The 22,867-nt window shown below is 65.7% G+C and carries 22 protein-coding genes; 10 read left to right on the forward strand and 12 right to left on the reverse strand.

Going from position 1 to position 22,867, the window contains the following annotated elements; translation table 11 throughout:
• Nucleotides 1-289: 289 nt before the first annotated feature.
• The gene (locus SX243_00005; protein ID MDY7091329.1) at nt 290-754 is read left to right on the forward strand and encodes a hypothetical protein; all 465 of its coding nucleotides are present in this window, start codon (nt 290-292) and stop codon (nt 752-754) included.
• Between the two features lie 250 nt (nt 755-1,004).
• On the opposite strand, the gene SX243_00010 is transcribed toward SX243_00005, so the two are convergent.
• The 4 genes from SX243_00010 to SX243_00025 all read right to left on the reverse strand — a co-directional run bounded on the left by SX243_00010 (nt 1,005) and on the right by SX243_00025 (nt 3,920).
• Complete coding sequence (locus tag SX243_00010; GenBank protein MDY7091330.1) at nt 1,005-1,973, reverse strand: IS1 family transposase; 969 nt, start codon at nt 1,971-1,973, stop codon at nt 1,005-1,007.
• A gap of 647 nt (nt 1,974-2,620) precedes the next feature.
• Nucleotides 2,621-3,259: a DUF6499 domain-containing protein gene (locus tag SX243_00015; GenBank protein MDY7091331.1), complete on the reverse strand. Its 639-nt coding sequence runs from the start codon at nt 3,257-3,259 to the stop codon at nt 2,621-2,623.
• Between the two features lie 119 nt (nt 3,260-3,378).
• Nucleotides 3,379-3,558, reverse strand: a complete 180-nt coding sequence (locus SX243_00020) for a hypothetical protein (protein ID MDY7091332.1) — start codon at nt 3,556-3,558, stop codon at nt 3,379-3,381.
• The gene (locus SX243_00025; protein MDY7091333.1) at nt 3,555-3,920 is read right to left on the reverse strand and encodes a hypothetical protein; all 366 of its coding nucleotides are present in this window, start codon (nt 3,918-3,920) and stop codon (nt 3,555-3,557) included. Before SX243_00025 ends, SX243_00020 begins: the two co-directional genes overlap by 4 nt.
• A gap of 329 nt (nt 3,921-4,249) precedes the next feature.
• Here SX243_00025 and SX243_00030 point away from each other — a divergent pair, with 329 nt between their 5' ends.
• From SX243_00030 to SX243_00040, 3 genes are all read left to right on the forward strand, one after another.
• A complete protein-coding gene (locus SX243_00030; GenBank protein ID MDY7091334.1) occupies nt 4,250-5,569 on the forward strand; it encodes an argininosuccinate synthase in 1,320 nt (439 codons plus the stop codon).
• Nucleotides 5,566-6,915: an argininosuccinate lyase gene (gene argH, locus SX243_00035; protein ID MDY7091335.1), complete on the forward strand. Its 1,350-nt coding sequence runs from the start codon at nt 5,566-5,568 to the stop codon at nt 6,913-6,915. Before SX243_00030 ends, argH begins: the two co-directional genes overlap by 4 nt.
• Before the next feature lie 291 nt (nt 6,916-7,206).
• The gene (locus SX243_00040) at nt 7,207-9,063 is read left to right on the forward strand and encodes a M4 family metallopeptidase (protein MDY7091336.1); all 1,857 of its coding nucleotides are present in this window, start codon (nt 7,207-7,209) and stop codon (nt 9,061-9,063) included.
• A gap of 84 nt (nt 9,064-9,147) precedes the next feature.
• Here SX243_00040 and SX243_00045 read toward each other — a convergent pair whose 3' ends face one another.
• Both SX243_00045 and SX243_00050 read right to left on the reverse strand, forming a co-directional pair.
• Nucleotides 9,148-10,587, reverse strand: a complete 1,440-nt coding sequence (locus SX243_00045; GenBank protein ID MDY7091337.1) for an alkaline phosphatase — start codon at nt 10,585-10,587, stop codon at nt 9,148-9,150.
• A 255-nt stretch (nt 10,588-10,842) separates the two neighbouring features.
• Nucleotides 10,843-11,484, reverse strand: a complete 642-nt coding sequence (locus SX243_00050) for a class I SAM-dependent methyltransferase (protein MDY7091338.1) — start codon at nt 11,482-11,484, stop codon at nt 10,843-10,845.
• A gap of 181 nt (nt 11,485-11,665) precedes the next feature.
• Between SX243_00050 and SX243_00055 the strand changes: the two genes are divergently transcribed.
• Nucleotides 11,666-13,231, forward strand: coding sequence for a beta-ketoacyl synthase N-terminal-like domain-containing protein (locus SX243_00055; GenBank protein MDY7091339.1), 1,566 nt, complete (start codon nt 11,666-11,668; stop codon nt 13,229-13,231).
• A gap of 6 nt (nt 13,232-13,237) precedes the next feature.
• On the opposite strand, the gene SX243_00060 is transcribed toward SX243_00055, so the two are convergent.
• Complete coding sequence (locus SX243_00060) at nt 13,238-14,017, reverse strand: helical backbone metal receptor (protein ID MDY7091340.1); 780 nt, start codon at nt 14,015-14,017, stop codon at nt 13,238-13,240.
• Between the two features lie 243 nt (nt 14,018-14,260).
• Nucleotides 14,261-15,187 (reverse strand): fatty acid desaturase, encoded by a 927-nt coding sequence (locus tag SX243_00065; GenBank protein MDY7091341.1) that lies wholly within the window; start codon nt 15,185-15,187, stop codon nt 14,261-14,263.
• A gap of 236 nt (nt 15,188-15,423) precedes the next feature.
• Here SX243_00065 and SX243_00070 point away from each other — a divergent pair, with 236 nt between their 5' ends.
• From SX243_00070 to SX243_00080, 3 genes are read left to right on the forward strand one after another with little or no spacing between them, the layout of a single operon-like run.
• Nucleotides 15,424-16,413: a HAMP domain-containing sensor histidine kinase gene (locus tag SX243_00070; protein MDY7091342.1), complete on the forward strand. Its 990-nt coding sequence runs from the start codon at nt 15,424-15,426 to the stop codon at nt 16,411-16,413.
• A gap of 10 nt (nt 16,414-16,423) precedes the next feature.
• Nucleotides 16,424-17,140: a response regulator transcription factor gene (locus SX243_00075; protein ID MDY7091343.1), complete on the forward strand. Its 717-nt coding sequence runs from the start codon at nt 16,424-16,426 to the stop codon at nt 17,138-17,140.
• Between the two features lie 21 nt (nt 17,141-17,161).
• Entirely contained in the window at nt 17,162-17,908 is a 747-nt protein-coding gene (locus tag SX243_00080) for a DUF3891 family protein (GenBank protein MDY7091344.1), read from the forward strand.
• An 81-nt stretch (nt 17,909-17,989) separates the two neighbouring features.
• On the opposite strand, the gene SX243_00085 is transcribed toward SX243_00080, so the two are convergent.
• The 3 genes from SX243_00085 to SX243_00095 all read right to left on the reverse strand — a co-directional run bounded on the left by SX243_00085 (nt 17,990) and on the right by SX243_00095 (nt 20,519).
• Complete coding sequence (locus SX243_00085; GenBank protein ID MDY7091345.1) at nt 17,990-19,177, reverse strand: PEGA domain-containing protein; 1,188 nt, start codon at nt 19,175-19,177, stop codon at nt 17,990-17,992.
• Nucleotides 19,178-19,179: 2 nt separating this feature from the next.
• Nucleotides 19,180-20,121, reverse strand: a complete 942-nt coding sequence (locus tag SX243_00090) for a glycosyltransferase family A protein (GenBank protein ID MDY7091346.1) — start codon at nt 20,119-20,121, stop codon at nt 19,180-19,182.
• Nucleotides 20,122-20,210: 89 nt separating this feature from the next.
• The gene (locus tag SX243_00095) at nt 20,211-20,519 is read right to left on the reverse strand and encodes a hypothetical protein (GenBank protein MDY7091347.1); all 309 of its coding nucleotides are present in this window, start codon (nt 20,517-20,519) and stop codon (nt 20,211-20,213) included.
• A 269-nt stretch (nt 20,520-20,788) separates the two neighbouring features.
• Here SX243_00095 and SX243_00100 point away from each other — a divergent pair, with 269 nt between their 5' ends.
• Nucleotides 20,789-21,223, forward strand: coding sequence for a hypothetical protein (locus tag SX243_00100; GenBank protein ID MDY7091348.1), 435 nt, complete (start codon nt 20,789-20,791; stop codon nt 21,221-21,223).
• A gap of 86 nt (nt 21,224-21,309) precedes the next feature.
• Here SX243_00100 and SX243_00105 read toward each other — a convergent pair whose 3' ends face one another.
• Nucleotides 21,310-21,852: a macro domain-containing protein gene (locus SX243_00105; protein MDY7091349.1), complete on the reverse strand. Its 543-nt coding sequence runs from the start codon at nt 21,850-21,852 to the stop codon at nt 21,310-21,312.
• Between the two features lie 227 nt (nt 21,853-22,079).
• Between SX243_00105 and SX243_00110 the strand changes: the two genes are divergently transcribed.
• Nucleotides 22,080-22,862: a Type 1 glutamine amidotransferase-like domain-containing protein gene (locus SX243_00110; protein MDY7091350.1), complete on the forward strand. Its 783-nt coding sequence runs from the start codon at nt 22,080-22,082 to the stop codon at nt 22,860-22,862.
• Nucleotides 22,863-22,867: the final 5 nt, after the last annotated feature.

The raw sequence follows: 22,867 nt of genomic DNA on the forward strand, positions 1-22,867 counted from the left end.
AGAATCTCAGCCGCGAAGACCTGGAAGCCTTGCTCTCCTAGAAGGCGCGGGCTTTCCAGAAAGAAGCGATCCTGTGAAGTTGGCTCGGTGGTGTCCTAATGGGCTGTTGGTGCGGTAGACGGCCAACCCGCACGAAGGATGCGGACCTAGCGGTCCCTCCGTTTCGTTGCGGACGTGGCCAGGAATGTACATAATGGACAAGTGTCCAAATGTCCGTAATGGACAAGTGTCCGCAACGGACAGGCGCCCCATGGGTTGGGCAGTCCGCCGCAAGACTGGAGCAGCTACCATGAAGACTTACCCGTTGTTATTCGCTTACCGAGATCTCGTACCCGGCTCTGGGTTCATAGCAGGGGTGGAAATTTTCGGAAGGGCGCTCCTGGAGGAAGAGGAGGACAGCGCCTGGATGTACGGTCTGAACCCAGGCGGGATCGCGGGTGGGGGCGTGACGGCCCGCGAGGCCATGTCCGACTTCCGGCGCGGCTATGTCTCGGTTCTCGAGGATATCGCCAGCGTAGCGACAGGTTTCAAAGACTTTCAGGAGCAGGTCGCGCAGTTCTTCTGGGAGTCAACCGAGGCGCTTGACCGCGAGTGGGAGGCTGCCCGGACCGAGGTCCGCGAGCGGAGATTAGAAAAGGAAGGACTGCAAAAGCACCCTTTCTCGGAGGATCAAATACGCCTTGAGGTGCGAGAGTTCAAGCAGGAAGCACGCCCAGCCAAGACGCGAGTACCTAGAGAAGAGCTGGCGGCTTAGTCTCAATGGCGACGCGGGGGCAGGTTCGCCTCAATAAGGTCTGGAAGATGCTGAGGAAGTGTGCCCCCGGCTACAAGCGGGAAGAGCGCGACCATAACTGGGTCATCCGCTGGAATGGAAAGACCTATTATCGGTTTCCGCAAGGGAAGCACGGCAGAACAAACCCCGAGATTGAGCTAGGGCATGTCAAAAGCTTGGTCCGGCTCTTCGGTATCCAAGACTGCGCCAAGCGAGAGTTGCAGCAGCTCGCCTAGCTTGCCGCCAGCAGGTCCGCCATCTTCCAAGGCTTCGATACAACCCCCGCCTTCATCGCCGGAGTCATCCGGATCGAGCGGTGGAACTTGATGAAGTTGTGCGCCGCGAAGTGAAGCGCGAAGGCAGCCCGCAGGTTTTCCCACTTCTTGGAGAAAGCGCAGGTCAACCGGGTCATCCGCTTCATGTGGGTCCGGATGGTGAGGTTGTTCCGCTCCACGTGGCTGGTGCAGATCCGGTCCTCATCGGGCGCGCCGTGAATGGAGCGCTTCTCGATCCCTATTATCGACGCCGGGCTGTACCGGCGCTGGTCTTCCTTGGTGGTGGAGCCGTACTGCTTGATGATCTGTCCGTAGTCGGCGCGGGAGCCGAGGTTGAAGTCAACCGCGTTGGGGTAGCTCTCCAGCCCGTCCGTTGAAAGCTGGAAGCGGCCGGCGGTGGACTTGGCTACCTTCTCCATGAAGACGTCGGCGTGAGCCGCTGTGCGCTGACCCAGGTGGTGAGCCAGAACTAGCTTGCTCTCGCGGTCAACGGCAGTCCAGCACCAGGAATCGCCAATCGTCGGGTCCTGGATCTGCTTCTGAGTCTTGGTCTTCTGCTTCATGCCGACGAAGCCCCAGATCTCGTCCGCCTGCACATCCTCGACCTCGACATCTACCACCAGTCGATCCAGTAGCTCGGCGCAGCGGTCGCCAACGGTCCGCAGCAGCCGGCAGACGGTGTCACGGTGGGTGCCGGTGATCCGCTCGATAGCGCGGATGCTGGAGCCCTCGACCAACAGATTCAGAACCAGGATGGCCCGCTCCATCGGGATGCGATGGTTTCCCAAGGGACGGGCGGGACGCTGCGCGAAGGTTGAACCGCACTGCTTGCAGCGGTAGCGCTGGTGTCCGTTCTCGTCCTTGCCCCACTTGATGGACGCACCGCGGCAGGTGCAGAGTGGGTTGGGGTTGTTGGTGGCGCTCATCTGTGTTGCCCTCGACTTTCTAGATTGTAGTCCCAATGGGCATACAAAATCAAGGGGTAGCGGTTGAAAATGTTGCCCCTATGGGGCTACAATCTGGGCATGGCAAAAGCGACCCAAGAGAAGAGGAACCACAGCGCGTCCATGAGGGTGCGCCTACTCCCCGAACACGATGAGCTGATTCGAGAGGCAGCCGAGCATGCCGGCGTCAGCCTCTCGGACTGGCTGCGACTGGTACTGCTGAGAGCAGCTCGGGACGAGCTGGGGAAGGGATAGCCGGAGGGCGCGGGATCGGACCGCCACCCACCGGCGGGCCGATATCAGGGAACGCGCCAGCAGCGGCGCCCATCGGCGCCAACGCTGCACGCGCTCCCGTTCACCTCCTGGAGACATCGAAACCTCCTCCGTCTAGATCTAGACGCAGGGGTCCCTACTCGCTAGGATTAGAGTCTCCGTACCATTAGGAGGCCCGGCCCTGCGCCGGTCATCGCCGTCTCGGGATCACTACTCCCTGGGCGGCGATTTCATTTTCAGTAGCCTGGGCGACTAGAGGAAGGGAGGGACGGAGAATTCTCCGTTGCATCCGGGGGAAGGGCTATGTTCTGCCGTTTCCCCCGGGGGACACGGGGAGCCGGCCTGCTTCCCCCTGTTCATTCGTCCAGGAACAAGAGCAGATCTCGATAGCTGGAGGTGGCTAGTTTCTTCGCTGAGCGGAGTCCATCTCTTGCACGCTGCCTCGGGTCAGGTGACTCGGCAAACAGAAGGTCACCCATCTTGCGAGTCCCGACTCCCTCCAGATGACCATCAAGAAGCCGGATATACACCGGATATAGGTGCCGCTGCTGATGCGGCCTTGACTTCGAAGCTGCGGGGTGGATGCGACCGCTGGCAGCGTACTCCCCCTGCTGCTGCAATAGGTACTTCTCGGCGATCTGAACTTGCGGACTTATTGGCTTTTCTAGGTCAAATTCGAGCACAGTGACCAGCTCGTTGCCATCGGACGCATAGCCATAGACAAGGCCTAGATGATTGACGGCTTGCGCAAAGTGTACGTCTGCTTCCGTGGCGTTGAGGGAGGGGTCTACGGGATACGCAAGCCCCCATTTCCTGCTGGCCGAACGGTAGACCGAGGATTGCTCAGCCGTGTGCATGATCGGGTCTTCTAGAGCTTCAAAGGCTCTCCAGTCGTCCCGATAGTCGGAATTGCGGCGCAGGAACTCCCAGGCCCATTGATGCAGAGTGAGGCCTTGGGTGTATGTGTAGTCTTCCGGGTTCCGCCAGTCCGCCACAGCACCTCCCACCAGGTGCCCCACAGGAAGGAAAGGTAGGGCGCAGCGGGCCGGGGGTGGGGTCCCCGGCGTTCAGTGATCAGCCTAGCTGCGCTTTCTACAGGTGGGATTCTAGCAGGTCAGGTGGGAGGGTTTCGGTAGCCGTGCTCGGTCTCCAGCTGGCGAACTGCGGCGTCCGCTACATCCTCGAGCCATCGGCCGAGCACGCTATAGCCGTCTCGGTTGGCCCAATACCACCACCGCGCCCGCTGATTCGGGCTGGCGCGGACGGTGTAGGCGAAAACCTTCATCCGCGTCACTGGCCAAGCTCCGATTCGACGCGGTGGGCGAGATCCTCCAGCTCTAACGCCCAGGACGACGCGAGGGCCGGCAGTCGTGCCCCGGGGTCGTCTTCATGAAGCCCTTCGCCCTCGGGAGCGATGCTGAGGCGGAGGAAGCCTTCCAGGAACCGGAGATCGCCCACGATGGCCCGCAGCTCAGCCCGGGTGCCTCCCTCCGCCGGATTCGGCCAATGGGAGCTGTGCTCCAGCGTCATAAGGTAGATCAGCTCACCAACGCGCCGGAAGGCTTCGGCGTCCTCGGGCGGCAGCAGGTGAAGGAAGAGCTCCCGGAACGGGGCCTCGGTCCAGGCGTCGGGGTAGGATTGCGGCAGGTCGGTCATGGGTCACTCCATGGTCGGCTCAGGCCTCGACGTCGGGACCAGCCTTCGTCGGGGCCGCTTTGGTAGGTCTGGAGCGGTGCTCCCGCTCCCTCCCTGCCAACCTACCGCCGTCTGGTCACCCCGGGAACCACCAACAGAGAGTTAGGACACGACCGTTGGCTCCCGGGGCTTGCCCTGGGCCCCGCATGGCTCGATAATCAAGGGCTTGACAGGCTCCCCCACCGCGAGTTTCCTCCCATGCCGCAGATTCCCATGCCCTGAGATTCCCATATTGAGTTTCCCGGATCCTGAGATCCTTATCGCCTGAGATCCAATCCTAGGAGTGACCGATGAGCGCGAGCAATTCATCCTCAGCCAAGAAAGTCGTTCTGGCCTACAGTGGCGGCCTCGACACCGCCTGCATCCTCGCCGTTCTCCAGCAACGCGGCTACGACGTGGTGGCCTATGTCGCCGACGTCGGCCAGCAGGAGGACTTCGACCTGGTCAAGCAGCGCGCCCGCGCCGCCGGCGCGGTGGACGTGCGGGTGGAAGACCTGAAGGCGGAGTTCGTCAGCGACTACATCTTCCCGGCCATTGCCGGCAATGCCATCTACGAGAACCGCTACCTGCTGGGCACCGCCCTGGCGCGCCCCCTGATCGCCAAGCGGCAGGTGGAGATCGCCCTGGAGACCGGTGCCACCGCCGTCGCCCACGGCGCCACCGGCAAGGGCAACGATCAGGTGCGCTTCGAGCTCGCCTTTGCCGCCCTGGCACCGCAGCTGGAGGTCATCTCTCCGTGGAAGGAACGGGAGTTCCTCAACCGCTTCCAGGGCAGAACGGATCTGCTGCGCTTCGCCGAGGAGCAGGGCATCGAGGTGGAGGCCAGCGCCCAGAAGCCCTACAGCACGGACGAGAATCTCATGCACCGGAGCTACGAGGCGGGCATTCTGGAGGATCCTTTCGTCGAGCCGCCGGAGGATATGTTCAAGCTCACCCGTTCGCCCCTGGACGCGCCGGACCAGCCGGTGCGCCTGGAGATCGAGTTCAAGGACGCGATTCCCACGGCGGTCACCGACCTGGACTCCGGCGAGCGCCACCACGAGCCGCTGGACCTCTACCACTATCTCAATGGGGTGGCCGGCGAGCACGGCATCGGCCGGGTCGACCTGGTGGAGAACCGCTTCGTGGGGATCAAATCCCGCGGCGTCTACGAGACCCCGGCGGGGACGGTGCTGCACTTCGCCTTGCGCGACCTCGAAGGCATCGCCATGGACCGGGAAGTGCTGCGACTGCGCGACAGCCTGTCGCCCAAATTCACCCAGCTGATCTACAACGGCTTCTGGTTCAGCCCGGAAATGGACTTCATCCGCGCCGCCTTCGCCCAGGCCGAGAGCCTCATCGACGGCCGCGTGCGAGTGATGCTTTACAAGGGCGGCCTGCAGGCCCTGGGCCGGGTGTCCACCAGCTCCCTCTACGACCAGGAGCTGTCTTCCATGGACGTCGAAGGCGGCTACGACCAGACCGACGCCCGCGGCTTCATTCGCCTGAACGCCCTGCGCCTCAAGGCCCACAACGTCATCGTCGAACACGGTGACTCCGTGCCGGAGGGATCGGCGCCGGGAGATTCGGAGACGGCGCATTCCGAGCCGAGGGAGGGAGCTACCTCTTGAGCCGTTTGTGGGACCGGGGTCAAAGCCTCGACGAGCGGATCGAGCGCTTCACCACCGGCCGCGATCCGGAGCTGGATCTGCGGCTGGTGGCTTTCGACGCTCTGGCCTCCACCGCCCACGCCCTGATGCTGCACCGTATCGGCGTGCTCACCAACGACGAGCTGGCGGGGCTGCGGCGGGAGCTGCGGCTCATCGTCGAGGACGCCCGGGAGGGCCGCTTCACCATCTCCACCGGCGACGAGGACGGCCACACGGCTATCGAGAACCGCCTCACCGAGCGGCTGGGGGATGCCGGCCGGCGCATCCACACCGGCCGCAGCCGCAACGACCAGGTCATCGCCGCCCTGCGCTTGTGGGGTCGGGAGCAGGTGCTGGAGCAGATCGAAGCCACCCTCGAGGTGGTTCGCCGGCTGCTGCGGCTGGCGGAGGAGCACGGAGAGACCAGCCTGCCGGGCTATACCCACACCCGCCAGGCCATGCCCTCGACCCTCGGCTTTCTCTTCGCCGCCCACGCCGAGAACCTGCTGGACGACATCCCTTGGATGGAAACCGCCTTCCATCACCTCAACCGCTCGCCCCTGGGCAGCGCCTCCGGCTACGGCGTCGCCCTACCCCTGGACCGCCCGCTGGTGGCGCGGCTGCTGGGCTTCGAGCGAGTGCAGGCCAACACCCTGGCGGTGCAGAACGACCGCGGCAAGAGCGAGTCTCTGGCCCTGGGAGCGGGTGCTACCGCCGCCCTCGACTTGGGGCGACTGGCAGACGATCTGATCTGGTTCTCTAGCGAGGAGCTGGGCTGCATCCGCCTCGACGACCGGGTCACCACCGGTTCGAGCATCATGCCCCAGAAGCGCAACCCCGATGTCCTGGAGCTGATCCGCGCCAGCGCCGCCAAGCTGCGCAGCCGCCAGGCGGAGATCGGGGCGGTCTACAGCCACCTGCCGTCGGGGTATCACCGCGACCTGCAGCTGACCAAGGAACCGTTCCTCGAAGGCATGCAGGGGGTGGGGGACGTGCTGGTGGCGATCCTGCCGGTGCTCGACACCCTGCGCGTCGATCGGGAGCGCTGCCGCCAGGTGATGCAGCGCTCTATCGGCGCCACCGACGCCGTCTACCAGCGAGTCGCCGCCGGCGAACCCTTCCGCAGTGCCTACAAGGCCATCGCCGGAGATCCGGCTGGTGCGGTGAGCGGGGACCCGGCGGAAGCCTGGCGTCAGCGGACCCACCTCGGCGCCCCCGGCGCCCTCGACCTCGAGCCCTACCGCACCGTCTCCGAGGCGGCGAGAGAGCGCCTCGAAGGCCTCCAGCGGCCGGTGGCCGCCGCCTGGCAGCTGGTGGATCCAGAGTAGCGCCCCGCCCGTCGGCCCTCTGGGCTTACAACAAAATATATTTTGGGTGGCCAAATCTCGAGGCCGCATGCCGACAAACACAGACAATTGATGCCCTGGGCCACAAATCGACCAAGGTCAATCTGTCTTCCTATGTCCCGGCCTCGGCACCAGGGCGCACTCCAACACTGTTAAGGCCCCAAATCAGCTCGAGCACCACCCCCAAGGTCCTCTCGAGCCCTGGGATTTTGCTGCCGCCGGCGCAATCCGCTCCGCGGCGATTCTCTCTTTTTCTGTTGGAGGCATTCTTTGATGCGATTGGCTCGATTCAATTTCGTTACCCTTGCTCTACTTCTCATTCTCGGTACTCTTCCGGCCTTCGCCGCCGGCAGTGACGGGCCCCAAGACGAGCGCGTGCTGCACCGTGACGCCGCCGGCGTCCCGACCTTCATGGCCGGCGACCTGGGCGTCCTGGAATCCGGCATCGCCAAGCGCGACGCTGCCATCGACTTTCTCCGCGGCTTCGCCGGCGAGAACCTCCGCGCCACCGGCGACGAGACCTTCGCCTCTCGGAGCGTCTACCGCGACGATCTCGGTCAGGTGCACGTGCGTGTCCGGCAGAGCATCCACGGCCTTCCGGTGGTGGGCGCCGAGCTGATCGTCCACGCCGACCGCAAGAGCAACCGGGTCATTGCCGTCAACGGCAAGTTCGTCTCCGCCGACGGCCTCGCCACGGAGCCGAAGGTAGAAGCCGGCGTGGCCTTCAAGCAGGCCCTCGCCGAGGCCGGCATCGTCGAGCCCGAGCTGCTCAGCGACGTCGAGCTCACCTACGTTCTCGACGGCCGCGGCGAGAGCGCTCACCTGGCCTGGAAGGGTCTGGTCGCCTACGAGAACGAGGTCGGCCCGCAGAAGGATTGGGTCTTCGCCGACGCCACCTCCGGCGCCCTGGTGACCCGTCACCCCACCATCATCCACGCCAAGAGCTGGCGCACCTACGACGCCAACAACGGCAGCTCGCTGCCGGGCACCCTGCGCTGCACCAACACCCAGACCTGCAGCGACTCCGTCGAGCAGGCGATCCACGACAACACCAGCGACGCCTACGACTACTACAACACCAAGTTCGGCCGCGATTCCTTCAACGGCTCCGGCGCCACCATCACCTCCACGGCGCACTATGGCAGCAGCTATGTCAACGCCTACTGGAACGGCTCTCAGCTGGTCTACGGCGACGGTGACGGCAGCAACTCCGGCCCCCTGGGCAACGCCTTCGACGTGGTGGCCCACGAGCTCACCCACGCGGTCACCGACTATGAGTCCAATCTGATCTACCAGAACGAGTCCGGCGCCCTCAACGAGGCGTTCTCGGACATCTTCGCCGCCGCCGCCGAAGCGTGGCTGGACGGTGGTGTCAACTCCAACACCTGGAAGGTCGGCGAGGACACCTGGACCCCGGGTATCTCCGGTGACGCGCTGCGCTACATGGACGATCCCACCGACGACGGCAGCTCCTACGACTACTATCCGGAGCGCTACACCGGCTCCTCCGACAACGGCGGCGTGCACCTCAACTCCGGTATCGCCAACCTGGCCTTCCAGCTGTTGGTGGATGGCGGCACCCACCCGCGGGGCAAGACCTCCAACACCGTGCCGGGCATCGGCATGGCCAAGGCGGAGCAGATCTTCTACCGCGCCCAGACCACCTACCTGAGCTCGAGCTCGAACTTCGCCGCCGCCCGGACCGCCACGGCCAACGCCGCCGCGGACCTCTACGGCAGCAGCTCCTCCGAGGTCGATGCGGTGCATGAGGCCTGGTGCGCCGTGGGCGTGCCCAACTGCCCCGGCAGCGGTGGTGGCGGCGGTGGTTGCCCCTCCGGCTACACCTCCTACACCGGCTCCATCTCCAACGGCCAGAGCATCACGGTGGCCCAGGGTTCCGCCAGCGGCACCATCGACGGCATCCTCACCGGAACCGCCACCGATCTGGACCTCTACCTGGACAAGGAAAGCTGCTCCTGGTGGAGCTGCTCCTGGTCCAACGTGGACAGCAGCCTGAGCTCCAATTCCAGCGAGCAGGTGACCTACAGCGGCAGCTCCGGTACCTACCGCTGGCGCGTGGTGTCCTACAGCGGTAGCGGCACCTACGAGCTGTGCACGAACCAGCCGTAAGGCTCTTCGTTCCTTTCCCTTGATGCGTGCATTGCCCCGTCGCCTTTCGGCGGCGGGGCGCTTTTCATTTCTGGGAAGTCCAGCTTATTCCGAAGCGCCCTGGGAGGCCTGCTCGCCCGTCCCGGAGGCCACCCCCGGCTCCGGCCAGCCCAGCAGTTGGCTGAGGACCTTGGGGATGTCGGTATTGTCCAGGTTGCCGCCGAAGGATGCGGCGCCGGGTCCGGCGGCGAAGATGGGCACGTCCTCTCCGGTGTGACCGCCGGTGTTGAACCCGTCCACCCGCGGCAACCAGGTGACCCCGGTGCGGTCGCCCAAGGCACGGCCGAGGATGCGGCCGGCATTGTAGCTGTCACCCTCCAGGCGAACGGCCAGCACCTCTTCCTCGGTAAAGTGCGGCACCTCTTCTTCCGGGTACTGATCGAAGCCGGAGAGCTCGTCGAGGTACTCGGCCCCCTTGGGATCGTCCTCGTCCCGCACGTCAGCCTTCATCCAATCCACCGAGGCGGACTGCCGCGAGATCATTTCCCAGTCGACGAAGTCGTTGATCGCCAGCCCGCCGGTGGCGTGGTCGGCGGTGATCAGCACCAGGGTTTCCGGATGCTCCTTCTGGTACTCCATCACCGCTTCCACCGCCCGATCGAAAGCTGCCATCTCGGCGATGACGCCGGCGGCGTCGAAGCTGTGACCGGCGTGGTCGATGCGGCCGCCCTCGATCATCAGGAAGAACGGCTGGTCGCCGGTGCCCAAGGCCTTCAGGGCCACTTCCGTGAGGCGCTGGAGGTCCGGGTAGCGTAGCGCCTCGGGTATCCGCTGGTTGTCCAGCTCGTAGGGCATATGACCTCCGGCCAGAAGCCCCAAGAGCTTCTCCGGGGGCTCACCCTCCAGGTCCTCGCGGTCCTGCCAAAGGGTATAGCCCGCAGCCTCGAACTCCTCCAACAGATTGCGATCGTCCTGGCGGCTGCCGTAGCTGCGGTAGGGCAGGAAGTCCGCCCAACCGCCGGCGAGGATGAGATCCGGCCCTTGCTCCAGCAGCTGCGGCGCCAGCTTGTCCACCTCCTCCGGCTTGTAGCGATTCTTGATCGAGCCGTAAAACGACGCCGGCGTGGCGTGGGTGATCTCGGTGGTGGTGACATAGCCCACCTTCCAGCCCTGATCTTGGGCCAGGTCGGCGATGGTGCGCACCGGCTGCTCGTCGGGGGTCATGCCGATCATCTGATTGTCGGTCTTGATCCCCGCCGCCATGGCGGTCCCGGAAGCAGCGCTGTCGGTGACGGCGTTGTTGGAGGAGTAGGTGGTTACCCACCCGACCTCCGGCAACTGCTCAAGGGTCAGCCGCTCCCCCGGCTCCAGGAGAGCCCAGCGCGCGAGGGCAATGGCTGCCGGCCCCATGCCGTCACCGATCATGAAGATCACCGAAGCGGGCTTTTCCTCTTCCGGCTGACCGCACCCCCCCTGGGGGATCAGGAGCAGCGGCAAGAGCAACGCCGCAAGGGGCAGAAGACGAGAACGAAGGCATCGCATCATGATGTTGGATCTCCGCAGTTGTTGGGCCACCGGGCGAGTTGGCGGAAGGCTGGGCCAGGTCGAAGTCTTGGGCTGGTGGATTTCTCTGGGCTCGTGGTTTTCTCTGGGCCAAGGCCTGAAAGGTCCAGTATCGAGCATCCCGCGCCACCATCGCCACCCCACGGCCCGACTGTCGCAGAATTGTGAATCTGCAGCCCCAGTCGCCGGGCTTCAAGCCGCCGGGCTTCAGGCCGCCGGGCTTCAGAATGCTGGGCTTCAGGGCCCCGGGGTACTCGCGGTCTCCGATTCCGTGGCCGGCTCCGGCTCCGAGCTTCCGCCCCATCGAGCCGCAAAGCGCCGCATCACGCCACTGCGCCGGCGACCGTCGGAGGTGATGACGAAACCCGCCGCCTCCACCGATGCCTCGGTGCAGCGATTGGGGCGACAGCCTCCCGCAACCCGGGTCCACAGCGGCTGAGACCAATCCTGGAGCTTGCCGAGGACCGGGTGCTCGGAGCGCACGTGCTCCATCATTCGCAGCTCGCCGCCGGGCCGCAGCACCCTCCCCACCTCCGCCAGGGCGATGTCGGGGTCGTCGACACTGCAGAAGACCAGCGCGCTGACCACCGTGTCGAAGTGCTCCTCGGCAAAAGGCAGCTCTTCGGCTCGGCCCAGCACCAGGACCGCCCCGGGAGCCCGTCGCCGTGCCACCAGCAGCATGGTCCAATCCGGCTCCAAGGCCACGACTCGAGTCTCTGCGTCGTAGTGGGGAAGATTCCGGCCGCTGCCACAGCCGACTTCCAGGACCCGGTCGCCGGCTCCTCCAGCGACCCAGGCTCGCCAGCGGGCGAGACCTCGCCACTCGGAGATCGCCATCATGGCGTCGTATAGCCACGGAATCTGTTCTACGCCTCGCATGGGTGGGTTCCCGAGCTGTGCGGGGAGGACGGGCGGCAGCATCGCGCGCCCCATCCGCCGCCGGACCCGGCCTCATCAGCATACCCCAAGCCATCGATCAGCAACCCTACCCGCCTCTCCCTCCCGGCGCTACCGCATCGGATGTGTAACAATCCGGGAAACCTCAGCGAGGAGGAGCCCGTTGACCAGAATCGGAGTCTTCGGATGGGGTGTCGTCGCGCCCCGATCACCGGATATCGACACCTTCGCCCACAACCTGGAAAGCAGCGAGAGCTGGCTCGGCCCGTTCAACGGGTTCGGCCGGGACAACTTCCTCGTCGGCCAGCCGGAGCTGCGCTTCCGCGACTATCGCCCCTGGGTCGACGAGCGGTTCAAGCCGAACCGCTTTCCTCAGCTGGACGAGAAGATGGACCGGCCGACCAAATACGCACTGGCCAGCTTCATCCAGGCGTTGAGTCAGAACCCGGGCATCGAGGACGAGCTGACCCGCCTGGGCACCGCCGCCCACGTCTACGTCGGCACCGGCATCGGCAATATCGCCACCATCCACGACGCCTCCCTCACCCTCCACCGTGCCCAGCGGAGCTGGAATCGCTTCTGGGCTCAGCCGGAGCGCAATCCGGCGCTGCGAGACTTCCTCGCCCACGGCACGCCGCCGGACGACCAGGAAATCCCCGCCGACCCGGAGCAGGCGCCGGTGGAAGAGCGAGACCTGGCGGAAGACGCCTGGTGGGCGTTCTGGGCCGATCGCTCGACCGAGCTAGGGGAGTATCTGACGGAGCTGGGGGAGATCGAATCCCTCTCCGTGGAAGGGGATGTGGAGGCGGGGAAGATCCGCCTGATGCGGGAGAAGCGGCGCCGCCAAAGCCGGCTGCAGAAGCGCTGGGAGGCTCCGGAGCCCCCGTGGCGGCAGGTCAGCGCCAACGTGATCTGGAATATTCACAACACGCCGGCCTCCCAGATCTCCATGCTCGGCCGCATCACCGGTTTGGCCTTCGCCCCGGTGGCGGCGTGTTCCACCTTCGGCGTCGGCCTCAAGCTGGCCATGGACACCATCCGCCGCGGCGAGGCCAAGGCGGTGGTGGTGGGCGCCACCGATCCGCCACCCCACCCGCTCATCGTCGGCGCCTTCTACGCCGGCCGGGTAATCAACGCCGACGGCGCCGTGTCCAAGCCCCTGGGCGGCCTACGAGGCACCCACGTCGCTGGCGGCGCGGTGGTGTGGATTGTCGGTGACTATGACCACATGACCGCCCGCGGCTTCAAGCCCCTGGGGATGGAGCTACTGGCCGCCGGCGTCAGCGCCGACGCGGACCACATCATCACCCCGTCCCAGGAAGGTCCCACGGAAGCCCTCCGTCAGGCCCTCGCCGGCGCCCACGTGGCGCCGGAGGACATCGCCTCCTGGGACCTCCACGCCACCGCCACCCCCGGCGACTTCCAGGAGATCTCCACCCTCCGCGGTGTGCTGCCGGAGAGCGTGCTGGTCACCGCCCGCAAGGGCACCTTCGGTCACGGCATGGCCGCTGGCGGCGGCTGGGAGCTCACCGCCCAATATCTCGGTTACCAACGCGGCCAGCTCTACCCCACCCCGCTGACGGAGGACGAGCTCAACCCCGCCATCGCCGAGGTCCACCGCCACTTCGTCTTCGACCAAGCCTGCGCGGCCCCGCCGGGGCCGGTGGGCAAGCTCTCCAGCGGCATCGGCGGCATCAACGCTTGTATCGTGTCGCGGCCTTGGGAGTGAGTCGCGTCAGCTAGGGCTCGCCGGCGCCAGCTCTTTCCGCGCCTCCTCCAGCAGCTCCACCGCGTAGTCGATGCCCCGCCGGGTGCGGGAGCCGTGCCAGGAGAGATCCTGGCCGTCCACCAGGCGAAAGCGGGAGGGCGGCAGGCCGGTGGCGGAGGCGATCTCGTCGATGTGCTTGTTCTCGAAGGGGAAGGGTTCGGAGGAGAGCCAGATGCGTTGCGGATCGGCGGTGCGAAGCTCCTCGGCGGTGACCGCCGGGTAGCGCTCTTCGTGGGTACCGAAAACGTTGCGGCCACCGGGCAGGGTCAGCAGAGCGTCAACAAACGTGTCGCCCCCGGCAGCCATCCAGGGCTTGCGCCAGATCAGATAGGCCCAGGAAACCTCCGGCCCCCGCTTCGCCGCTTCCCGAGCCGCTTCTGCCCGCGCCTCGATCTCGCCAGCGATCCTCTCCCCGGCCTCGGTACGCCCCACGGCCGCCCCGATATCGCACACCATGGCGGCAGTGTCTTCGACGGTCTGGGGCAGGTAGCTCCGGCAGGTGAGTCCCGCTTCGATGAGCGCCTCGGCGTCCTCGCGGCGGTTCTCTTCCTCGTTGAGCAAGACCAGGTCCGGCGCCAACCGAACGACCTCCTCCACCTTGGGATTCTTCGTCCCACCCAGCACCGGCACCGACTCCACGACGCCCTTGGGCTCAATGCAGTACCGCGTCCGCCCCACCACCTCCTCACCAGCCCCCAGATCGAAGACCAGCTCGGTGAGGCTCGGACAGAGGGAGATGATGCGCATGGGGCTAGTCTACGTGGTTTCGCGGCAGCAGCCTGGGAGCAGCTCGGGACCTGGTTGGAAGTGAGCGAGGACTCCGAGGCGCCCGCCGCAAGCGCGAGCCGCGGCAGGGAAACGCGCGGAACTGTCTGAACGAAGTGAGTTTTCCGCGCGCCGCCGCGGCTCGAAGTCTTGCGGCGGCCAGCAGCGCCGAGGCCCGAGCGAGCCCCAACCAGGTTTCTTGCTGCGGCCCGGGGAGGGTTGCTACTAGGCCGCCCGCACCTCCGACTCGTCCGCCGGGGCGAGCTCGGTGACGTCGGCGGAGGTGGGCTCCGCAGGGCGGTCGAGGCGGTTGCCTTCGACAATGTGGCGGGGTGGGGTTTTGAGGTCCCACACAATGCCCACGGCGGAAAGGGCCTTGAGGACGTAGTAGGAGATGTCCACCTCCCACCAATAGAAGCCCTGGCGCACCGACGACTTGTAGTAGTGGTGGTTGTTGTGCCAGCCCTCGCCGAGGGTGAGGAGGGCGAGGACGAAATTGTTGCGGCTGTCATCGGTGGTGGCGTAGCGGCGCTTGCCGATGAGGTGGGTGAGGCTGTTGATGGCGAAGGTGGCGTGCCAGGTGGCGACGGTGGAGATGCAGAAGCCCCACACGAAAGCCGGCAGGCCACCGAAGGCCAGCAGCAGGGCGCCCATGACCAGCGCCGGTACCTGGTGGTAGCGGTCGAGCCAGCGCAGCTCCGGGTATTTGGCGAAATCGGCGATGCGCTTCGTGTCGGTGGCCTCATAGTCGCCGCTCAGAATCCACCCCAGGTGGGACCAATACAGGCCGTCCTGGTGCGGGGAATGGAGATCCTCCGGCTGGTCGCTGTGGCGGTGATGGTGGCGGTGGTGGGCGGCCCACCAGAGAGGTCCCTTCTGGATCGACAGCAGGCCGAGCACCGCCAACACCGTCTGGAAGACACGGCTGGTCTTGAAGCTGCGGTGGGAGAAATAGCGGTGATAGCCGGCGGTGATGGCGAACATCCGGACCAGATAGAGCGCCACCGCCAGGCCCACCAGGCTCCAGGAGAAGGGCAGGAAGAAGGCGGCGATGCAGCCGAGGTGGATTGCGAGAAAGCCGGCGGCGTTGACCCAACCCATAGGGCTCAGGGGGCGGTCGGCGGAGTCGGAGAAATCAGCAGCTCGGGCCATGGAACAGACCTCTCGAAGGAATGAATGGTCGATACAACATTCGGTGCAACAGCGGACTTTGATTATCCGCGCCAGAGCGCCGTGGCGCTGTCAGGATGCGGTCAGGATGGGGCGGCGAGGCGGGGGAAGTGTCAGAGAAGTGTCATCGGAAAGCTTCGCGGCGGCCTCTCGTCTGTGCTTTGATCCTCCCTTGAGGCCTGAAGTGGTGGGGATCCACGGTAGGATGACGAATGATCATGGGCCGCCGAAGCTCCCTCTACATCGTTCTCAGCTATACCGTCTCGCTGCTCTTCACCACCCTGCTGCTGGTGATGTGGGTGATCTACGTATTGCGCGCCCAGGCGCGGATCAACGAGCTGGCGGCAGGGGTCGGGGTGAGCCAGGAGAATTTCCACTGGTGGATCCTCGCCGCCGGCTGCCTGCTCTTCGCCCTGGTCATCGCCGGCCTCACCCACCAACTGGCGCAGACCTTGTCGGCGCGCCGCTACTCCGCCAAGCAGGACGATTTCGTCGCCAGCATCACCCACGAGCTCAAATCGCCGCTGGCGGCCATTCGCCTGCACGCCCAGACTCTGCTGCAAAGCGACATCGACCGGGCGGAGCAGGAGCGCTTCCTGGGCTACATCGAGCAGCAGGCGGTGCGCATGGAAGGGCTGGTGGACAACGTGCTGGAGACCTCGCGGCTGCAGGCCCGGCGCGATCGCCTGCGCCTCGAGCCCCTGGAGCTGCGGCCGTTCCTCGAAGGCCACCTGGAGGAGGTGCGCGAACGCATCCAGAGCCAGGGACTGACCTTCTCCCCGAGCATCGACACCGACGCCTGGGTCTTGGCCACCGAGGATGCCCTCTACCGCATTCTCGACAACCTGCTGGAGAACGCCGCCAGCTTCTCCTCCCACGGCGGCGAAATCCGCCTGCTGGCTCAGGACGGCCCGCGGCGAACCGTCGTCCTGGCGGTGGAGGACGACGGCATCGGCATCCCCAAGAGCGAGCTGCGGCGGGTCTTCGACCGCTTCTACCAAATCGGCCGAGAGATCCGCGGCCGGCGCCGGGGCACCGGCCTTGGGCTGGCCATCACCCAGGGATTGGTGCGGGAGATGAACGGCACCATCAAGGCGGAATCGCCGGAAGGACGCCCCGGGGTGCGCTTCGAGGTCGTGCTGCCCCAGGTGGCGGCGTCCGCCCCAACAGCCTCGAACCTGAAGAACGAAGCAGAGGCAGCGAGGTAGGAGGACCGAGATGGAGGAGAAGCAGGACAGCCCGCGCATCCTGGTGGTAGAGGACGAGGAGGCCATCGCCCAAGGGCTGGAGTTCAACCTTCAGCGCAAAGGCTATCGGGTGGACGTCACCGGGGACGGCGCCGACGCTCTGGAGCGCGCGGAGCAGGAACACTACGACCTGATCCTCCTGGACGTGCGGCTGCCGGAGATGGACGGCTTCGCGGTGTGCACCGAGCTGCGCCGGCGGGAGGACTTCACCCCGGTGCTCATGCTCACCGCCCGCAGCCAGCCGGACGATGTGGTCTACGGCCTCAAGACCGGCGCCGACGACTATGTGACCAAACCCTTCGACCTGGCGGAGCTGCTGGCCCGGGTGGAGGTGTTGCTCCGCCGCAAGCAGTGGACGGCGACGGACGGCGACACCGACGATCAGGTGGAGCGCCTGGATTTCGGTAACTTCTGGGTCGACTTTCGCACCTGGCAAGCAAAGACCCGCCAGGGCATCCGGGAGCTCTCCCGCAAGGAGCTGGCGGTCATGAAGATGTTCGCCGAACGGCCGAGCCAGGTGATCAGCCGCCGCGAGTTGCTGACGGAAGTCTGGGACCTGCCCAACCATCCCAACACGAGGGTGGTGGACAACGTCATCGTGACCCTGCGCAAGGCCTTCGAGGAGAACTCCTGGCGCCCCCGCTTCATCCGCAACGTGCGCGGGGTCGGCTATCGCTTCGTGCCCTGAGGAAGCGATAGGATCATCCCCATGATTTTCTTCCGACAGGACGGCGACCTGGTGGTCACCACTCAGACCGACCATGCCTTCTTTTCCGGACAGCTGGCCGGCTTGTGGCGCGACGACGAGCTTCCCGACAACCCGCGGCGAGAGGAGATTCTCTTCGGTATTCGCGAGCACGACAACGGCTGGCGGGAAACCGATTCGGCTCCGTGGGTCAATCCGGAGAGCGGCGATCCCTACAGCTTTCTAGACATCCCCACGGAGATTCGCTTCGAAATCTGGCTACGGGGAGTGCAGCGCTTCGCCGACGAGCATGCCTACGCCTCGCTGCTCATCGCCCACCACGCCTCCGGGCTGCACGAGGACCATCGCCAGCACGAGGGCTGGGAGGCGTTCTTCGAACGTCTGGATGAGCTGCGCAAAGAGCTGACCCAGCGCTCCGGCGCGGATGCCATCACCGTGCGCCGGGACTACCGAATCCTCGAGCTCACCGATCTGCTGTCGCTGGCGGTGTGCAACGACTGGCGCGAGCCCATCGAGCGCGGCGGCCTGCGCTTCTCGGTGCGGCCGCCGGAGGAAGAAAGGGCGCCGGAGTCCAGCGGCCTGCCACTCCAGGAGATGGCCATCGAGCCCTTGCCCCTGGCCGGCGCCACCACCTTCGGCCTGCGCTATCGCCGCATTCCGGACCGCCCCTATCGCAGCGATGGAGATCTCGCCGGAGCCCTCGCCGAGGCCCGCTGGTTGGAGCGCAAGATCCGCGTCGTCTCCGGCTGACGGAGACGAAAAACGACCGGCGGCCCCACAAGGGCGTCGCCGGTCGTTTGCCTTTCCGCAGGAGGCTCGAAGGGGCGAGAGTCAGTCTTCCGGCTCGAGCTCTACGTCGAGGGTCTCTTCCCCCGCCTCCTCGACCTCGAAAACGATGGTCTGAGTCTCGTAGTCCGGGTGCACCACCTCCAGCTCGTGCTCACCGGCGTCCACCAGCAAGCCGGCGTGAAGGCGGCTCAGCTCATCCCCGGTGCCCAGGACGCGACCGTCCAGGTAGACCGAGGCGTCCCCGGGCTCCACCGTCAGATAGAGGCGGCTGGGCTCGGCGCGGGCGTCCCGGCTGTCGGCGGGGGCGTCCCGCCGCTCGCGGTAGGCCCGGGCTCGCTCCCGCCACTCCTCGTCCTCTCGGGCCAGAGCGTCCTGTCGCTCCTGCTCCCGTTGCGCGCGGCGGTCGCGGTTGACCGTGGAGGAAGCCGGCAGCTCCTCTGGCTTGATGGCTTCACCGGGGACCATGCGGTCCTCGATGTCGATGACCACGCCGGGCACGATGCTGTACTGGCGGGCGATGGTCTCGTAGCCCTCCCGGTAGATGACCACGTCGTAGGTGCCTTCCTCCAGCCACAAATAGGTCGGGAAGCCGTCGAAGTTGTCGGCGACGCCGATGCGCTGACCGTTGAGGAAGACCTCTGCTTTTTCGGGCCGGACATCGAAGTCCAAGGCGCCCAGGCCGTCGGCGGCGGAGTAGTAAACCCGCACCGGCGGACCGTAGTAGCCACCCCACCAATACGGACCCCAGCCCCAATAGAAGCGGGAGCTCCAATAGGGATAGTAGTGGTGGCTGCCCCAATAGGAGTAGTTGCGGTAGTGACCACCGTAATAGCCATGGCGGTCGCGATGGTCGCGGTATCTGCGGCTGTCACGGTCCCGGCGCGAGTAGTCGGATGCCGAGGACGAGCCCTCGTAGTTGCCCGGATTCCGCACTCGGGCGGAAGGCCGGCTGTCGCCCCGGCGGCTGGGCCGCGTCTGGGGCGTCGAGCGGGCCGAGCTACGGCCGCCGGAAGAGCGGCTCACAGAGCCCGAGCTCGAGCTGCGGCTGGAGCCTCGGGAGACGCTGGAAGAACCGCTGGAAGAGCCTCCCGAGGAACCCCCCTGAACCCGAGCGCTCTGGCCGCGCTGTGGCGTGTCGGCGGAAGCCACGGGGACATCCGCCAGGATCATCAGGGCCCCAGCCAGCAATCCGGCGACCAGGGGCCATCGCTTCATCATCTGTAGTCTCATCTTCAACCTCCTTCGGTGCTCGACCGTCGGGCTTCCACCTCGTGATGCCATCCGCGGTGAAGGCCCAAAATGTACTGGCCGCGCAACCATTCTTGCCATAGAGCCGGCATCTTCACAGGAGTATTTTGCAAGGTCCGGGCCAGGCCGCCGCGAAGCCCCTGAACCCAGCGGTTGAGAGGCGGCGGCGGCCCCTCCGGCCCGAGGCCCAAGAAGCTCGCCATCTCCGGGTGCCGCAGATAGAAAACCACCGCCGAGTAGCCCGCCTTCTCCTGTCGCTGGGCGAAGCGCGCAAGATCCGTCGGGTGGTCGTGGCAAACCACCGCAGAGGCTTCGTAGATCAGCCGCAAACCCCCGCGCCGCAGGCGATAGGCGGCCTCGATATCCTCCCAAGCGGCGTAGGGGAAGCCCTCGTCGAAGGGCTCGTCGAGCAGCCGTTGGCGATGCAGCGAGAGGTTAGAGGTGTAGAAGAAGTTGAACGGAACGTCGTCGGGGTCCTCGATCAACGCATAACCGAATTGCAGGCCGTATTCGTTGATGTAGTCGAGAAACGGGGTGAGGCGCATGCGCTGATGCCAGCGGGTGTAGCCGATGACCGCCAGCTCCGGCGAGTCTCCATGGCGCCGATGGGCCTCACGATGGGCCGCCAGCCATCCCGGGGAAGGGACGGTGTCGTCCCCAAGAAAGGCCACCCAGGGCCCGCGGGCGGCGGCGACGCCGCGGTTGCGGGCTCGCGCCGGGCCGGCGTTGGGTTGGTGCAGGACCTCGGCCGGCAGGGTGAAGCGACGCTGATCGAGCCAGTCGGCGGTACCGTCGGTGGAGCCGTCGTTCACCACCAACACCTCGAAGGGCGGCGCACCCTCCTGCGCTTCCAGCGCCGCCAGCACTTCCGGCAGCACGTCGATGCGGTTGTAGGTCGGTATGACGACCGAGACTTCAGGCTCCATCAGGGGGCTCCATCAGGGACCTCCACCGAGGGGCGCACTATCCGCGGGCTATCCTCGGGGAGACCGCGGCGGCGGCCGGCGAGAGGCCGTCAACCGCCGTATTTGATCGGATCACCCAACGCGTCCACCGAGAAGTTGGCCATGATCTGGTGGCCGTTGAAATCCAGAACGCGGATGTCCTCGGTACCGGAGAGGTCCGCGGCAATATTCTCGTAGGCTTCCGGGTAGCGAGCTTCCACGGCGTCGAGGTCGACGGTGTAGGCGATGAATTTGTCGATTCCCTTGTACCGAAGCTTCTGGACCAACCGCTCATCGGTGAGCTTGGGATAGGTAGAGAGCACCAGAATCGGTCCGGTGCCGGTGAAGATCAGGTACGAGCGCATCTTGGACTTGGGCATGGTCTCCTCGGGGGAAGTCCTCGGTGGATGAATTCGACCGAAGCTACCGCCGGTCGAATCGGGCTGTCAAGAAAGGCCACCAACACCTCCATGGTAGCGCGATGAGCGATGATAGACTCCATTTTTCGCGCCGCGAACGAGCTCCGGCGCACCCGGCCGCCCTCGGCGCCGAGAACGCGGACCACCGAATGCGCGAGAGCCCGGCCATCGAGGCCCGCGATGTCTCCGCTCCGCAACCTGCGGCTCACCCAACAAAGGAAAGACCCACGATGAGTCAGCCACGACAGCCCGCACCCGTGCGCCCGCGGCAGATCCTCTTCGAGGAAACTCCGGAGATTCACGCCACCGACGCTGGAGGCAGCTTCGCCTTCCCCTTGCGCAGCGGGGAGGAGACCTTTTTCACCACGGAAAGCTACGACGAGATGCGCTTCGTTTTCTCGCTCTGGCACCCGTCGTCGCGCCGAGCCATCGACCTGGACCGCGCCTATGTCGAGCTGCGAGCCTGCTTCGACCCGGATCACGAGCATTGGGTGAAGCTCGCCGAGATCGAGCCGGTCGTGGCCCCTTACGGTGGCGGCGATAGTTTTGACGGTTGGATCGTATTGCCGGTGCTGGCGACCCGCACCGCGTTCACGCTGGCGGGTAGCGGCTTCGAGAATCGGGCGCGGCTGCAAATCCGCGCCACCGCCTACTTGGTCGCGTGAGCGCTCCCGAGGGAACCGACCGGCGCCAGGCGCAGCCCGTCGGCACCCGAGGGAGGTTGGAGGAAGATTCGGTTATCGAGCGTCAATCAGCGGAAACCGCGCCGGAGCTCGCGGCGGAAGATGCCGAAGGCCTCCTCACCGTGGAGACAAACCACCACCTTCTCCAGCTTGGTACCACCCTGTAGGTAGCGGTGGACCTCGGTGAGCAGGATGCGGGCGCAGCGGTCCATGGGGAAGCCGAAAACGCCGGTGGAGATGGCGGGGATGGCGATGGATTTGAGACCATTGCGGTCCGCCAGAGCCAGGGCCGAGCGCACCGCCGATGCCAGCTTGCGGTCCTCGTCTCCTTCGCCCATCTGGGGGCCGACGGCGTGGATCACTTGCTGAGCTTTGAGCTCGCCGGCTCCCGTCATCACGGCGGTACCCACCGGGGTCTGGCCGATACGGTTGCACTCTTCCTGGATCGCCTCTCCGCCCTTTTCCAGGATCGCGCCGGCGACACCGCTCCCGAGCTGTAGATTCTCGTTGGCAGGGTTGACGATGGCCTCCAACTCGAGCTCGGTGATGTCTCCCTCGAGGAGCTCCAGTTGGGTTCCGTCAAGTTTAAGCCTTACGTGCAATTCAGACATAGGTTTGACACTCCCTCCAAACCATAATTATATCAAACGATTGCGCGGGGTTGCACACGGTCGAACAGGGCTTGCGTCTAGGGGTAGGTGGAGCCTCCGGATTTGGCCCCGTTCGAGCCCCCGCGCATACAATGGGCCCACCGGCGACAGCCATTTCATCCGTCGGCGAGGCTTCGACAGCCCCGGAAAAAGGGCCTACGGCGACGAGCCTCAGGAGGACATCTGACGTGGAAACACCCATCAAACCAATTCTACTGCTAGCCGACAGCCAGCTGCTCTTTTGGCGACAGGACGGCGAGCTCTTTCTCGGCCGGATCCGCGACCTGATCGAGGAGGACCGCCCCCGGGCCGCCTATTTAGGCGCCTCCAACGAGGACCGCCCGGAGTTCTACATGCTCTTCCAGGGAGCCATGGAAGGCGCGGGCATCGATGATTGCCGCATGATCCCCTCCGAGCCCAGCGAGGAGGACCTGGATTTCCTGGAGTCGGCGCACCTGATTCTGCTCGCCGGGGGGGACGCTCAGCGGGGCTGGAAGACCATGCAGGACAACGGCGTCACCCAGAAGATCATCGAGTGCTACTACGGCGGCGCTCTGCTCATTGGCGTCTCCGCCGGCGCGGTGCAGCTGGGACTCTACGGCCTCAAGGAGAAGGACGGCCAGCCGGTGGGCAGCTTCGAGACCTTCAAGCTGGTGCCCTACCTCATCGACGTCCACGACGAGCCGGAGTGGCCGCGCATGCACACCGCCCTGCCCAAGATCCGCGAGACGGTGCGGGGCTTGGGTATCCCCAGCGGCGGCGGCGCGCTGGTGCATCCGGATCTCACCGTCGAGCCCCTGCGCCATCCCCTCACCGAGTTCCACTATGACGAAGAGGCCGAGAGCCCTGAGGAGTCGGTGGTCCAAGCGTTGCTCTTCCCGCCGGACGGCTCGGAGGAGGAAGCGGCGGGCGATGGCTCCGACCAGGACGAGCCGCCGGAGGAGCCCCTGATCCCGGAGATCGTCCATTGAAGGCC

It is taken from the genome of Acidobacteriota bacterium (genome assembly GCA_034211275.1).
Taxonomy (GTDB): Bacteria; Acidobacteriota; Thermoanaerobaculia; order Multivoradales; family JAHZIX01; genus JAGQSE01.

What these genes read in the sequence shown, in the direction of transcription:
- SX243_00105 (MDY7091349.1), bottom strand. Translation starts at nt 21,852, where the DNA reads ATGTCTGAATTGCACGTAAGGCTTAAACTTGACGGAACCCAACTGGAG.
- SX243_00085 (MDY7091345.1), bottom strand. Translation starts at nt 19,177, where the DNA reads ATGAGACTACAGATGATGAAGCGATGGCCCCTGGTCGCCGGATTGCTG.
- SX243_00100 (MDY7091348.1), top strand. Translation starts at nt 20,789, where the DNA reads ATGAGTCAGCCACGACAGCCCGCACCCGTGCGCCCGCGGCAGATCCTC.
- SX243_00080 (MDY7091344.1), top strand. Translation starts at nt 17,162, where the DNA reads ATGATTTTCTTCCGACAGGACGGCGACCTGGTGGTCACCACTCAGACC.
- SX243_00025 (MDY7091333.1), bottom strand. Translation starts at nt 3,920, where the DNA reads ATGACCGACCTGCCGCAATCCTACCCCGACGCCTGGACCGAGGCCCCG.
- SX243_00030 (MDY7091334.1), top strand. Translation starts at nt 4,250, where the DNA reads ATGAGCGCGAGCAATTCATCCTCAGCCAAGAAAGTCGTTCTGGCCTAC.
- SX243_00045 (MDY7091337.1), bottom strand. Translation starts at nt 10,587, where the DNA reads ATGATGCGATGCCTTCGTTCTCGTCTTCTGCCCCTTGCGGCGTTGCTC.
- SX243_00075 (MDY7091343.1), top strand. Translation starts at nt 16,424, where the DNA reads ATGGAGGAGAAGCAGGACAGCCCGCGCATCCTGGTGGTAGAGGACGAG.
- SX243_00070 (MDY7091342.1), top strand. Translation starts at nt 15,424, where the DNA reads ATGGGCCGCCGAAGCTCCCTCTACATCGTTCTCAGCTATACCGTCTCG.
- SX243_00050 (MDY7091338.1), bottom strand. Translation starts at nt 11,484, where the DNA reads ATGCGAGGCGTAGAACAGATTCCGTGGCTATACGACGCCATGATGGCG.
- SX243_00010 (MDY7091330.1), bottom strand. Translation starts at nt 1,973, where the DNA reads ATGAGCGCCACCAACAACCCCAACCCACTCTGCACCTGCCGCGGTGCG.
- SX243_00040 (MDY7091336.1), top strand. Translation starts at nt 7,207, where the DNA reads ATGCGATTGGCTCGATTCAATTTCGTTACCCTTGCTCTACTTCTCATT.
- SX243_00005 (MDY7091329.1), top strand. Translation starts at nt 290, where the DNA reads ATGAAGACTTACCCGTTGTTATTCGCTTACCGAGATCTCGTACCCGGC.
- SX243_00065 (MDY7091341.1), bottom strand. Translation starts at nt 15,187, where the DNA reads ATGGCCCGAGCTGCTGATTTCTCCGACTCCGCCGACCGCCCCCTGAGC.
- SX243_00095 (MDY7091347.1), bottom strand. Translation starts at nt 20,519, where the DNA reads ATGCCCAAGTCCAAGATGCGCTCGTACCTGATCTTCACCGGCACCGGA.
- SX243_00090 (MDY7091346.1), bottom strand. Translation starts at nt 20,121, where the DNA reads ATGGAGCCTGAAGTCTCGGTCGTCATACCGACCTACAACCGCATCGAC.
- SX243_00060 (MDY7091340.1), bottom strand. Translation starts at nt 14,017, where the DNA reads ATGCGCATCATCTCCCTCTGTCCGAGCCTCACCGAGCTGGTCTTCGAT.